Annotated in this window: 9 protein-coding genes; 5 read left to right on the forward strand and 4 right to left on the reverse strand. The window is 63.9% G+C overall.

What is annotated here, in order from left to right; genetic code table 11:
• Nucleotides 1-68: 68 nt before the first annotated feature.
• Complete coding sequence (locus FXY94_RS01815) at nt 69-1,472, forward strand: phosphotransferase (RefSeq protein WP_016663307.1); 1,404 nt, start codon at nt 69-71, stop codon at nt 1,470-1,472.
• Here FXY94_RS01815 and FXY94_RS01820 read toward each other — a convergent pair.
• Together FXY94_RS01820 and FXY94_RS01825 are read right to left on the reverse strand one after the other, a co-directional pair.
• Nucleotides 1,456-4,875 carry an ATP-binding protein gene (locus tag FXY94_RS01820; RefSeq protein ID WP_016663308.1) on the reverse strand — a complete coding sequence of 1,140 codons (3,420 nt, stop codon included), beginning with the start codon at nt 4,873-4,875 and terminating at the stop codon, nt 1,456-1,458. The two genes, FXY94_RS01815 and FXY94_RS01820, sit on opposite strands and share 17 nt — an antisense overlap.
• Entirely contained in the window at nt 4,872-5,630 is a 759-nt protein-coding gene (locus tag FXY94_RS01825; RefSeq protein WP_232049678.1) for a DUF4194 domain-containing protein, read from the reverse strand. The genes FXY94_RS01820 and FXY94_RS01825 overlap by 4 nt, the downstream gene beginning before the upstream one ends.
• A 116-nt stretch (nt 5,631-5,746) precedes the next feature.
• On the opposite strand from FXY94_RS01825, the gene FXY94_RS01830 reads away from it, so the two are divergent.
• From FXY94_RS01830 to FXY94_RS01840, 3 genes are all read left to right on the forward strand, one after another.
• Nucleotides 5,747-6,352 (forward strand): hypothetical protein, encoded by a 606-nt coding sequence (locus FXY94_RS01830; protein ID WP_016663310.1) that lies wholly within the window; start codon nt 5,747-5,749, stop codon nt 6,350-6,352.
• Between the two features lie 80 nt (nt 6,353-6,432).
• The gene (locus FXY94_RS01835; protein ID WP_141740561.1) at nt 6,433-7,011 is read left to right on the forward strand and encodes a hypothetical protein; all 579 of its coding nucleotides are present in this window, start codon (nt 6,433-6,435) and stop codon (nt 7,009-7,011) included.
• Nucleotides 7,008-7,607 (forward strand): hypothetical protein, encoded by a 600-nt coding sequence (locus FXY94_RS01840; protein WP_016663312.1) that lies wholly within the window; start codon nt 7,008-7,010, stop codon nt 7,605-7,607. The genes FXY94_RS01835 and FXY94_RS01840 overlap by 4 nt, the downstream gene beginning before the upstream one ends.
• Here the strand turns inward: FXY94_RS01840 and FXY94_RS01845 are convergent.
• Nucleotides 7,585-9,078 carry a DUF3375 domain-containing protein gene (locus FXY94_RS01845; RefSeq protein WP_016663313.1) on the reverse strand — a complete coding sequence of 498 codons (1,494 nt, stop codon included), beginning with the start codon at nt 9,076-9,078 and terminating at the stop codon, nt 7,585-7,587. The genes FXY94_RS01840 and FXY94_RS01845 overlap by 23 nt on opposite strands.
• A 35-nt stretch (nt 9,079-9,113) precedes the next feature.
• On the reverse strand, nt 9,114-10,373 hold the full coding sequence (tgt, locus tag FXY94_RS01850; RefSeq protein WP_141740562.1) for a tRNA guanosine(34) transglycosylase Tgt: 1,260 nt from the start codon (nt 10,371-10,373) through the stop codon (nt 9,114-9,116).
• Nucleotides 10,374-10,486: 113 nt separating this feature from the next.
• On the opposite strand from tgt, the gene FXY94_RS01855 reads away from it, so the two are divergent.
• Nucleotides 10,487-12,877, forward strand: a complete 2,391-nt coding sequence (locus tag FXY94_RS01855) for an acyltransferase family protein (protein WP_016663315.1) — start codon at nt 10,487-10,489, stop codon at nt 12,875-12,877.
• The last annotated feature ends 6 nt before the right edge of the window (nt 12,878-12,883 follow it).

The following is a 12,883-nucleotide window of genomic DNA, read 5'->3' on the forward strand; positions in this document are numbered from 1 at the left end:
AATTCACCCGCCACACTACCAGCGGCGTTAGTCTAAGAGGGCCCAAGTATCCCAGCGTAGGGAGTCCCATGCTCAGCATCGTGTTTTCCGATCACTTTCGCCGCGAAAAGTTCCTCGAGGATGCCTCGCGTTTCATCATGGGACAGCGCTGGTACGGCGGTGTGCACGGCACCGCTCCCGAGCTTCAGATTGCCGGCTGGACTCGCCTTGCGGAGGACGATCACCTCGTGGTGTCGTTTGTCGCGCTCGGGGCAGGTGATGGCGTGCGCTTCGCTTTGCCCGTGGCCTGGAACAAGGACGGTCGGGTCGACGATGGTGAGCTCGACAGTCTCATCACGCAGGTCGACACTCCCGTGGGGCAGCACAACGTGTATGACGCCACCGGGATTGATCGTGCTCGCGCGCTTCTCGCGCGCGCCCTTTTCGAGGGGGCTTCAGGCGAGGGACTCTCGCTCGAACCGATGCTGATCGCTGAAACCGCGCAGCGCGTACAGGATGACCTCAAGGCGATCACGGCAACCGAGAGGCTCGTGGGCGAGCAGTCGAACACGTCCCTCATCATTCATACCGAAAGCGGCCGCGAGTACATCCTCAAGCTGTTCCGCCACCTCGATGAAGGCACGAACCCCGACGCCGAACTTCAAGAGGCGCTCCAATCCGAGGGCAATACGCAGATCCCGCAATTCTTCGGGTACGTGCGCGGTGCCGACGCTCTGGGCAGCTCCGACGTCGCCTTGCTCAACCGGTTCCTGCCGAATGTGCAAGATGCCTGGCGCGAGGCCCTCATCGCTGCCGCCCAGGGCATCGATTTTTCCGAGCAGGCGTCGGGCCTCGGCACCGCCCTCGCACAGATCCACACGGATCTCGCGCGCGCCCTGCCCACCGATCGCGTGAGCACCAATACGCTCGCGCTCACCCTCGAGTCGATGAAGCGTCGTTTCGCACACCACGCCGAGACGCTCCCGGCACTCGAGGAGTTCGCCGACGCCGCAAACGCTCTCTACACGCGGGCCTTGAGGATCTCGTGGCCGCCGTTCCAACGAATCCACGGCGATCTCCATCTCGGGCAAGTTCTCAATTCACCGAGCGAGGGCTGGGTGTTTCTCGACTTCGAGGGCGAGCCGCTGCGACCCATGGCGGAGCGCGTGAAGGTCGATTCTCCCTGCCGGGACGTCGCGGGGATCCTGCGCAGCATCGACTACGCAGCGGCCTACGTTGAACTGAATGAGGGCATCGATGCACGCGCGTGGGCACGCGAGGCGCGGGAGGCCTTCCTCGAGGCGTATCTCGCCGAGCGTTCCGCGCGCGGGGGCGAGGGCGACCCGGAGGATCTGCGCGTTCTCTTGCGTGTGTTCGAGCTCGACAAGGCCGCCTACGAGGCCGTGTACGAATCGCAAAACCGACCGGAGTGGCTCGCGATCCCCCTCGGTGCCCTCGAGGAGCTCACCGCAAGCGCTACGCAGCCGGAATGAAATCGATCGGGCTCACGGAGGAATAGCGATCCTCGCGGATCGAGACGACGCCTACGCCACCGATGAACGGCGCGAGCGCCTGCGGATTCTTTCCAGGATTCGCGAGGACCACCTGGAAACCGAAGTGACGGAAGGATTCCATCGCGGCGGTAATGAACTTGCCCGCACCCTTGCTGAACGCCTCGTCGATAATGATGGGCGCATACCTGGGCACATCCACGCCGGTCCCGGCGAGCTGGTAGCGCAAAGCCGCAGCGAGGCAGAACGTCGTCAGGCGCTCGTTCTGGCCACCCGAGAGGGGGCCGCCCGATTCGTGCGCGTGCACAACTTCGCCGGCCTCGTTGACCTCTTCGGCGTGGAAGTGGACGTGGCGGCGGACGTCGAGGATCGCACGGGAGGCGAGGTCTTCGCGCGTGCGGGCCTTCGTGATGATGTCCATGAGGTTTTGGAGCGCGAGGAAGCGTTCTTCCGCTTTGTCTCGGTCGAGCGTGAGGTCGTTTTCGAGGCTTGAGCTCGTTGCCTCGTTGAGCGCGCGCTTGAACTCGTCGAGCGCAGCGAGGTGCACGGGTCGCATCGACAGCTGGAGATAGCGCCCTTCATGGAACTCAACCTGCGCGAGCAGCTCGTTGATTTTCGCGAGGCGCTTGCGGATTTGGGCGGGCTCGCGCGCGATCGCTGTCGCGAGAGCCTGCACGTCACCGAGGGTGTTCGAGGTGAAGAATTCGAAGAAGCGGTCCTCGACTTCGGGAAGCTTTTCCTCTTCGATCCCGCGAAGGATCGCGAGGTACTCGGGGGCGGCTTCGAGCGAGGTGTCGACATCGGCACCGCCCGCGGGCCAGCGCCGCGTGAATTCGCGCATGGCCGTGCGCATATCTTCTTCAGCGCGTGCGGTTTTCTTCGTGAGCGCCATCAGTTCCGCGTCGAGCGTCGCGGAGGCATCGCGCGTCACCTGGTCGATGTTGGAGATGAGCAGTGTGGGTGCGATTGCGCGAAAGCGCTCCTCGAGGTCGGCCGTCGTTTCCGGTGAGAGCGTGCGCTCTTCGAGCTGGGCTTCGGCCTGGAGGTGGCGTTCGCTGATCTGATCGAGCTGCTCGTTGACGCGACCAAGCTGGCCCACGATCTCGAGAAGCTCCTCATCGCCTTCGCTGATCGACATTTCGACCTGATCGATCTGCCGCGCAATTTCTGTAAGGGCACTGGAGCCGTCCTCGGCTGCACGCACCATGTCCTCGAGGTTGGCAATGCGGCGAGCGACACTCGCGGCATCCACGTCGTCCCACGTCACGGCCTGGATTGCCTGAAGCGCGAAGAGCTTTTCGCGGCGGGTCTGGGCTTCCTTTTCGAGATCGCGGCGCCGGGCCTGCGCCTCGAACAGAGCCTGTTCAGCGCGTGTACGCTCCGCTTCGAATACGGCGCGCTTCGCGCGGTTATCGAAGCCGAGCACCCAGTTGGAGCGGTCGTTGATCTGCCGCTCGGCGTTCTTCTCGTGACGTGTCGCGGAGTGCTTGATCTGGCCGGAGCGCAATACCGCTCGAGGATGCTTGGTGAACTCCTCGAGGTTTTCGGCACACAGGTAGTCCATGCGCGAGGCAACTTCGTTCGAGAGCCACTCGTGGAACTCGCCTTCGCGGATCTCAATCTTCGCCCCGAGCGCGCGCGCATCGAGTTTCTTGGGGGCGGTTTTGACGTTCGTGTTGATGCGGTTATAGGACACGCGCCGGCGCAGTTTCATACCGTCGATCTCGCGCGCGAAAGCGCGGTAGGCCCGTTCGGGCACGAGGATCGAGCGGGCGAGGCCGCGCAGCGCCTGCTCGGCGGCGGCCGTCCATTCTTCCTCTCCCGCACGCACTTGCAGCAGCTCGGCGGCGAACGGAAGGTCGGTTGGCGCGACGCCCGTACGCTCAGCGAGGAGATCGCGAAGCGCGACGTCATCGGAGTGGAGGTTCGAGGCGCGCGTCGTGAGAGAGGCGAGTTCCTGGCGGGTCGTTTCGAGAGCGTGCGCGTGCTCGCGGACCTTGGCCTCGGCTTCCCACTGGGTTTGCGCTTCGTTCTTTTCGTCCTCCTCGAGTGCGGCGCGCAGCTTCGCCACCTCGCGCTGGGTTTGCGTGAAGGTTTCTTCGTTCGAGGGAGTGTGCAGGCCCGCGAGCGCGAGCTGTCCCGAGAATTCGGTCGCGCGTTCGCGGCGGCGGTCGCGCTCAACCTCGAGGCCCGCGATCTGCTTTTTCCAGTCATCGATCTCACCGCCACCGGCACTCTTGCGCTGCTCTTTGAGTTGAGCAAGGTCGCCGCGGGCGTCGGAAATGTCCTGCGAGAGGCGGTTGCGGTGCGCACGGAGGCGGTCCTGGTCGCGCGTCAGCCGGTCTTTTTCGTCGGCGAGGAGCCGCACAAGGTGGCTGGCAGCGAACACATCGATGTCGTTTCGGCGGTCGACGAGTTCACTTCCGCGAGAGCGAGCCTCCCGCCATACCTGGTCGGCATTTTTGAGGCCCGTGAGAACGTCGCGTTGTTCGCGCGCGGTCACGAGCGCGTCGTACACCTCGGAGAGGTTCTGGAAGTTTGCGAGTGCCTGATCGGCGAGGTCGAACGTGCGGGGTTCGTCGAGCATGTAGTCGCGAAGGAGCGCGTTGACGTCGCCGAGCTCCTTCGCGGATTGGATTTTGTGAAGCAAGCCGAGCGCTTTTTCGTCGGGGATCCCAAGGATCTGGCTGAAGCGCGCGCGGTACTCGCGGAACTGACGGAAGGTTTCGGTGCCCTCGAGGGTTTTTTCGAGTTCGCGCCCCTCGATGCTCGTGCCCACGAACGGGCGCAGTTCGCTCACGTCGTAGGGTTTCGAGGAGATGACGTAAAGACTCTTGACGTCCGAATCCGCGCTGTGCCCGGATTGAAGCAAGAACATGCGTGTGAGCTGGAGGGTTTCACCTAGTCCATTGCCGAAGCGAAGGCTCACGACGCTGAGTGTCGAGTTCTCCCGCAGAACTTCCTGGCTGAATTCACCGGTTGCGGGGTCGTAGTGCATCGCCCACGCACCGCGTACGTAGCTCGCGACGGTGCGGCGGTACTTCGTGCTGCGCGGCCCGGCGTCGGAGGCCGCGGCGTTGAAGTGGAGCGCACGAGGTGGTGTCAAGAGCGCGCTGATCGCGTCGAGCAACGTGGACTTGCCGGTGCCGGGACCACCCGTGAGGAAGTAGCCCTTCGAACTAATCTCGAGGTCGTGGGTGCCGTGGAAGGTTCCCCAGTTGCTCAGCTGCACGTGGTTGAGGCGCCATTGGCCCGGGTGCGGGTGCTCGGGGTCGCTCGGCTCGCGGCGGGGGTTTTCGGGGGCGGTTCCGACGCCTGCTTCGCCCAAGCCGTCGAGGGTGTTGTGCACGTCGCTGAGGGGCACTTCGCCGGTCGCGTTGCTCACTTCGCCTGCCCTTCGTTCGTGGCTCCGGGGTTGTCGAGCGCATTGGCTGCGCCCGTGATGTCGTCGCCCGCGCGCTCGTAGAGGTCGATAAAGGTGCGCGCCGTATCGGGGTTGATCATAAGTTTGAGAACGGGGGAAACCTCGAACGAGTCACCCTGTTCCTCGAGGAGGCCCGCGCGCTGAATTTTTGCGATTGAGGCCCGGATGTCCTTCGTGAAGCCGGCTTCATCGGTCGAGGTCGTGCGCCGATACGGGGCGATGTTGGCGATGAGTTCCGCCTCGCTCACAACGGCGCGCTGGCCGCGCGAGGACTGCGTAAGGAGGTGCTGACGCAGCACGAGGAGGAGGACGGAGTCGAGTCGGTTGAGGCCCGTGAGTCGACGCAGAAGCTTCGGGGCATCGGGGTCGTCCTCGCTCTGGCGCACGAATGCGACCTGCGCGTCGTCGTCGAGAACAAGTTCCAGGAACATGTCGGCGAGGCGCTGCTCGATGTAGGCGCGATCGCGAAGGAGCTGGCCGTAGCGCTGGGGGTCGCGTCGACCGTCCAGGTAGGGCCCTTGAAGCAGGGCAACGAGAACGCGGCGGGAGTCCTCGACGAGCGCTCCCCCTGTGGAGCCGGCGTAGGTGAGGTCTTCGTCGTCGCTTGCGAGCGCCCATTCGTCGCGGTCAGTGCTCGGCGTTGCCGCCGGAGCAGTGCGACCGTCGGTGGCGGTTTCCTCGTGTTCACGCATGCGCGGACCCTTCTCGTTTTCCACGCCCTCAAGCCTACCGGCCGCACAAGAGTTATCCACAATTTTCACCCGCCTCTATCTGGCCTGCGTTTGAGTTCATAGGTTGACTACGTCCGCTCACCTCACTCGAAGGAGCCGCCGTGTCCCTGCCCTCGCTTATAGCCGACAACCATCGCAGCCCCGCGAGGATCTGGGTCATTCTTGCGACGATCGCGCTCGTCTGTGTCGTTTTGGGGCCGCTCCTCGCCCCTGGCGCGATGTGGCTCGTGCCTGTCGCCCCCTCGTCTCCTGGGGACAGCAGTCCACTGGCGGGGCTCGACGAACTCCTCTCGCGCGCCGCCGCGTTTCTCTTCGTGTTCGGTGTGTTCTTCGGCGCAGGGAACTTCGCCGGGCTTACTGCGGTCCCGTTTGCGATCGTGGCACTGACGCGGTGCGAGGGTGCGGGGCGCATCGGTTTTGCTCTCACGGCGATTATCGTCTTCGTCCTCGGGCCGCTCCTCGCCGTTCTGAGCGCAGCCGCCATGGTCGCCCTCTCCTTGACCCTCCCGACCGAGGTCTCCAGCAATCCCGCCACAGGCGCGGTGAGGGCCGAGTGGGAAGGGCTCAGAGCTTTGCTCGTCTTTGGAACATTCGCTGTCCCGCTCGCCATCGATCTTGTGCGATTCGCCGTCCTGTCGTTTGCGGGGGTCATCGTTTACTCCGCTGATCCACGCTCTGACCCCACCGGCTCTGCTTTAGCGCGGTAACCGTCTGCCTCCCCCACCCCGCGCGCGTGCCGTAAGGTTGTGTACGTCACCTTCAATGATCCCAGGGAGGTAGCGTGACGGTGCCTGCACCCCCCTCACACCGACGCCCCACTGCGCTATGGATACTGTTCAGCGGTCTCGCACTGGCGATAATCCCCCTGCTGCCGATTGTTCTTGTCAGCTTTTCGCTCGACGATCCCGCCTCGCCCTTACCCAAGAGCGCCGGAAGTGTGGCCATCTACGCGCAGCAGTTCGATTATCTCGTGGAATACTTAAAATCGGTCGCCTTTCTCCTCATCATCGGGATAGTTGGTGCGAACCTTCTCGCTCTTTTCTCGTTCCCCTTTGCCCTCACCGCTCTCAAGCGGTGCACACGTCAAGTTCGCCAAAAGAACATTCACTCGCTCATATACTTCGTGTTGGGCCCTATTATCGTGGTCCTCAGCTTCATCGCGCTCGTCGTTCTCGACGTCGCGGTGATGAGTGTGGTCGATGCGGTCACGTCAAAAAGCGAGGCTGCGCGAAGCGTCGCGTTGCCTTTCGTGGTCGCCGTTTTCGTAATCCCCCCACTTCTCGACATCGCCAGGTTCGTGTATCTCTTCTTCGCGAGCATTCGGGTGTACCTCGTCAAACCCTCCGCGCTCGAGGAGGCGCCGTGATCGCTCCGGTTCACGCGTATACAGGCGACACTCATCGCGCTCCCGCTCGCGTGTGGGTTCTGATGACGTCTATCGCGGCCGCCCTTCTCGTTCTCGCGCCCGGCGTGGCACTCGCCCTCTTGGCGTTTCCCATCTTCATCGAGGACCCGCCGAACACGATGCCGGCCTTCCGAGGCGTGAACACCCTCACGTATACCGTTTTCCGCTCGGTCCTCGTGTGCGTCGTGGCGGCGCTGACGGCGAATGTGCTCGTCTTCGCGGCCACCCCCGCCATCGTTCGCGCCCTTAAACGCTGCCCCTCAAAGGGAGCGGCCCGATTCGGGGCGATCGCGGCGCTCCTTTTTCTCGCAGGCGCACTCGTGAGCGCGGCAATCTGGGCCCTGGTCCTCGCCCCGGTGGTTGTCGCTTTTTCACCGGATCCTGAGTCGCTTCGCGACCAACTTCCCCGGTTCAACCTGCTGTTGATTTTCGTGCCATTCGTGATCGATTCGGTGCGATTCCTCGTGATGCCGCTCGCGGGTATCGCCGTCGCGGGAGCGCGGCAACGAGGCGCCGCGCCTCCAGTCGAGCCCACTATGGCTCCGGTACCTCGCTGAGGAAGAAGAACGCGGGCACGCGCGCTGCGTAGTCCGTGCCACCTGCCTCAAGGGAATCTTCGCGCCAGCGCACGATCTCCGTGTCCCCCTCGCGAGCGTTCGCGTGTGCCGTTGCGAGAAACATGAGGCCGATGACGCTCGCAAGCCCCTGAGGTGCTCCCTGTTCGCGAACGACCTGCCCGATGCTCGCCTGACCTTTCGCGTGAACGACCTCGTTCACGGACGATGTGAGCCCCACGAGGTCAATGTCGTTCGTGCGGACAAGCTCATCCAGAACCTCGACGCTGAGACGCGAGGCATCGTGGACCTCGGCCTCTGGCGGCACGCCGGGATCGCTCGGATCCTTAAGAAGGTGCTGAGCGACAGAGCTCATCTGCGCGCGCGAAAGCCCCAGATCGACCTCTTCGGTCTTGCGGTGGCTCACACTGTCTTTTTGTGCGAGTGCGATGCCCTGTGCCTCTTGAAGAAGGTCGAGAAGGACGCGGTGCTGGCGGAAGTCCTGGCTGCGCACAAAACGCGCAAGTGAGCGATACAGCTCGGTCTTGACGTCGAGGACCTCTTGCGCGGGCTCGTACAGGTCGCTGAAGACGTTCGCGAGGCGGTCGCGTTCGCGGCGCGTAAGAGTGCGCGTAAAGTCGCGCGAAAGGAGGCGATCCACGAGGTCCTGGGCTCGCTCGTTTTGTTTGGGGTCGTTGAGCATCCTGAAGAACGCCGTGAAGGTCTTGCCCACCTTGGATTGACCGAGGAGGTCATCGCCCGCGAGGAGCTGCTCGAGGATTTCGCCGCGCGAGCCTTCGGGCGAAAGGATCTGCTCACGAAGATGCAGGTCAACGGCGCGAAGGTCCTCGCGGTACTGAAGGAAGTCTCCGCTCAGTTCGTCGGCGACCTGGAGGATATCGCGAAGGCGCTCCGCGGAATGCTCGGCCGGCGGGAGCATGAGTTCGCCTTCGCTCAGCGCCTGGATCTCTCTTTCGATCTGCGCGCGGCGAAGCTGCAGGCCGCGAAGGCGCACATCTCGATCGCCCTCGGTGTCCTCGGCAAGCCGCTCAAACTGCTGCATGACGAGCGTGAGGCGGGATTCCGTCGTCGTAGGTCGATGCTCCTCGAGGCTCGAAATGAAGCTGATCGCTTCCACGGTGGACACCGACAATTCGAAGGTCGTTTCGACCGTCGTGGGGTCGTCGCGTCGCGTGAGATAGCCTTCGCGCACCCACGAGTCGACGTACTCCGAAGCGCCGCGCTGAAGATCCTCGTCGCCGCGCAGGAGGTCGAGGTGGCTCGCCACGCGGGCCACGAGCTCGGAGCGGTCGAGCCGACGGTCGCCCGCGGGGAAAACCGTCTGCAAAATCGCGAGGGTCGCGGGCGCTTTCGTGGCGGATAGGAGCCGCCACGTGGACATGCGGCGAAGCCGCTCGTAAGCCTCGGCGCGCTCGTTCGCGCTATGCCCGCCGAAGGTTTGAAGATCGCTCACACTCACGCCTCAACACTATCGAAGCCGGGTACGGCCTAGCGGTACTCGCCGTAGTAGGCGCCCGTGCGCTCCTCGCGAAGCGCCTCAAAATCGCCGCTGAGAATAGCTGCGCGAATCTCCTCAACGAGACGCACAACAAAGCGCTCGTTGTGGATCGTGCACAGGGTCGAGGACAGCATCTCCTTCGCCTTGAACAGGTGGTGAATGTAGGCGGCCGTGTAGTGGGTGCACGTATAGCAATCGCAGTTGTCGTCGATCGGCGCGAATTGAGTGCGGTACTTCGCGCCCGTGAGGTTCACCCGCCCTCGAGCGGTGTACACGGCGCTGTTGCGCGCGACGCGCGAGGGAGAGACGCAGTCGAACGTGTCGGCGCCCGCGGCAATGCCCGCGAAGAGGTCGTCCATCTCCGAAAGGCCAAGGAGGTGGCGGGGCTTCTCCTCGGGGAGTTCATCGGTGACCCAGCCGACGATCGTGGAGAGGTTCTCTTTCTCGAGTGCACCACCGATGCCGAAACCGTCGAACTGCCATTCATCGACGGTCATTGCGCCGAGGTCGCGCGCGGCTTTGCGTCGAAGATCCTCGTACTGCGCGCCCTGAATGACGCCCCACAGCATCTGGTAGGGCTTGCCCTCGCGCTCTTCGGTAAGCCGCTTGTGCTCGGCGATGCACCGCTCAGCCCAGAGCCTCGTGCGCTCAAGCGCCTTCTCCTGATAGCCGCGAGAGTTCATGAGGGTCGTGAGCTCATCAAATGCAAACATGATGTCCGCGCCGAGTGAATGCTGGATCTGCATCGAGAACTCGGGGGTGAACCGGTGTTCGGAGCCATCGATGAAGCTGCGGAAATTCACGCCATCGTCGTCCACGTGGGCGAGGCGCTCCTTGCCGATCTTGGTTGCGTGGTCCGTGCCGTCGGGCGTGCTCGCGCGGTCACTGCCCGCGAAGGATTCGGAGAGCACCTTTTGAAAACCGGCACCGAGGCTCATGACCTGGAAGCCGCCCGAGTCGGTGTACGTGGGGCCATCCCAGTTCATGAATGCGCCGAACCCACCTGCCTCATCAATGAGGTCGTGGCCCGGCTGGAGATACAGGTGGTAGGCATTCGCGAGGATCGCCTGCGCGCCCAGCTGTGCCATTGACTCAGGAAGAACTGACTTAACGGTCGCCTTCGTGCCGACCGGGATAAACGCAGGGGTGTGAATGTCGCCATGCGGCGTGTGGATCACGCCCGCGCGGGCCTTCTCTCCGTGACGCGCGGCAATATCAAACCCCGCGCCCTCCTTTTCGCTCGTGCTCATTCCGCTATTTTCCCACGACCCCGCGCCCGCAGTCGACACGGCGAGAGGTGGCACCGCCGCCCGCACCCGGTAAAGTGCTGTACCGTTCCACAATTACTCCTCTGGAAGGGCACATGGCGAACGCACGCGGGCACCGTGCCCATTCACCGGGCGAAGACGCCCCCAGCTTCTCGCTTGAGGATTTCGTTCAAGACGCGCAAGAATCCGCGCTCGAGCCCCTCGACGACTTCTCGTGGGTGCAGGAGGCCGAAGAGCGCGAAAGCGAAGACATCGCCGCGTGGGGCGCCGCCGAAGACACCGGCGAGCCGTTCGTGTGGTACCAGGAACCCCAGGTTGCCGAGCAGGCGTCGGACTCCCCCGCCCCTGACACTCGCCCCCAGACCACTCCCGCGAACGCGTCCAAGCCCTCGCACTTCCGCCCCGAAATCGAGGGCCTTCGCGCCGTCAGCGTGCTCATGATCGTGATCTACCACGTGTGGCTCGGGCGCGTCTCTGGTGGGGTCGACGTCTTTCTTTTCATCTCCGCGTTTCTCCTCGGTTCCTCGTTTGCGCGGCGTCTCGATGCACGCAAGCCCTTCGGGCCGGTGCGGTACTGGCTGCGGACCTTCACGAGGCTCATGCCGCCCGCAACCATCGCAATCCTCGGTACGCTCCTCGGCAGCTTCCTGATCCTGCCCGAATCCTCGTGGCAAACCGTGATCTCGCACGCGATTGCGTCCGCGACCTACGTCCAAAATATTTGGTTGTCGATCACGAGCGTTGACTACTACGCGCTTGATGCCTCGACTGCCTCGCCGCTGCAGCACTTCTGGTCACTCTCGCTCCAAGGGCAGGTGTTTCTCACGTGGCCGCTCCTGTTCATCGCCGCTAAATTTGCCGCGAGAAAGAGCGCGCATCCGCGCCGCGTAGCCTTCGGATTCTTCTCCGTGATCGCGGCCGCGTCATTCGTCTTTTCTATCTACTACACGGCAACGCACCAGTCGGCAGCCTACTTCTCCACGCCCGCGCGCGCGTGGGAGGTCGCGTGCGGAACACTGCTCGCGCTCGCCCTTCCCACCCTCGATCGTCTGCTCGGGTCCGCCCGCCCCGGATCGCCCGAGGCACCCCGCCACCGCACGCTGCGCGCACTCGCCGGTTGGGCCGGCTTCGCCCTGCTCGTGTCGCTTGGGATCGTGCTCAACGTCCAGGGGCTCTTCCCCGGCTGGATCGCCCTGTGGCCGCTCACAGGCGCGGGCCTCATCATCATCGCCGGCTATTCCGGAACCTCGTGGGGATTCGACCGCGTTCTCACGATGAAGCTGCCGCGGGCACTCGCGTCGAGTTCCTACAGCCTCTACCTCGTCCATTGGCCGATCCTCATCCTGTGGCTCGCCCACTCCGGGCAAAAGCGCGCAGGCGCCCTCGACGGCCTCATCGTCATCCTCGGGAGCATGGCCCTCGCGTGGGTCCTCTCGACGATCGTCGATTCACGCTTCCGCAAGCCCGCGTGGAAGACCGCCCCCTGGTGGCGCTCCCTCACGGTGATCGGTACGTGCCTCGCGCTCGTTCTTGGCGGCGCTCTCGGGCTCCGTGGCTACCTCGCGAGCCAGCAAACGTCGGCCCCCATCACCGCCGGTGCAACCGAGAACTCGAACGCCCTCACGGCGACCTTCAACCCGAATACCCTTAGCCCGAAGGGCTTCGAGCTGGACGGCCAGTGGCCGAACCTTCCACACCTGTGCGATGACCCCTCGGGAGTGCTCGTCGCCACGAAGGACATTCCGTGTGAAACCCTCCGGCCGCTCGGCTCCAAAGCCAGCGCAACCGTACTCGTCGTCGGCTCGTCTCACTCACGCCAGTTCATCCCCACAATCCTCGACGAAGCGAAGGCCAAGAACTGGCAGATCATCAACTTCACCAAGAACGCGTGCCCATTCCGCGAAGACTCCATGCTGGGTGACGGCGAATACTGCAAGGGGTACTTCGACCAGGTCATGAAAGCCATCGATACACACCACCCCGATCTCGTACTCATGACATCGACCGCGGCGACCCCGACCGGGACGGAGGAAACCGTCCCACCGGGCACTCGCGAAGGCATCCAGGCTGTCCTCGACAAAGGCGTCAACGTTCTCGCCGTCCGCGATGCGCCGCGCTGGCCCACGAGCCTCTACACGTGCGCCGAAGCCGTTATTGACGCAGGCGGCACCCCGGAGCTCGCCGATCAAGCATGCGGCGCCGACCTCAGCACCAAGCTCGCATCGACCGACCCGAGCGAGGTGCTCGACAACATGAGCGGCGCGGGCGGGGCCAGGGTTTTCCGCATGGATATCAGCGACCTGATCTGCCCGGACGGGCACTGCGCCCCCATTCAAGGCAACGCCTACGTGTACATGGACGACAACCACCTCACTCGCGTCTTCACAAGCGGGATCGCGAAGGAGGTATCGGCCAGATTCGAGCAACTCGGAATCCGGCTCGGATCAAACACGGGAGGATCAGGGGCCGACGGTAGCAGGCCATAGATTCTG

This window comes from Dermabacter jinjuensis (assembly GCF_902381725.1).
In the GTDB taxonomy this organism is placed as follows: domain Bacteria; phylum Actinomycetota; class Actinomycetes; order Actinomycetales; family Dermabacteraceae; genus Dermabacter; species Dermabacter hominis.

Bases quoted from the DNA above. Each gene is read 5' to 3' on its own strand.
- FXY94_RS01815 (WP_016663307.1), top strand. From the start codon at position 69: ATGCTCAGCATCGTGTTTTCCGATCACTTTCGCCGCGAAAAGTTCCTC.
- tgt (WP_141740562.1), bottom strand. From the start codon at position 10,373: ATGAGCACGAGCGAAAAGGAGGGCGCGGGGTTTGATATTGCCGCGCGT.
- FXY94_RS01855 (WP_016663315.1), top strand. From the start codon at position 10,487: ATGGCGAACGCACGCGGGCACCGTGCCCATTCACCGGGCGAAGACGCC.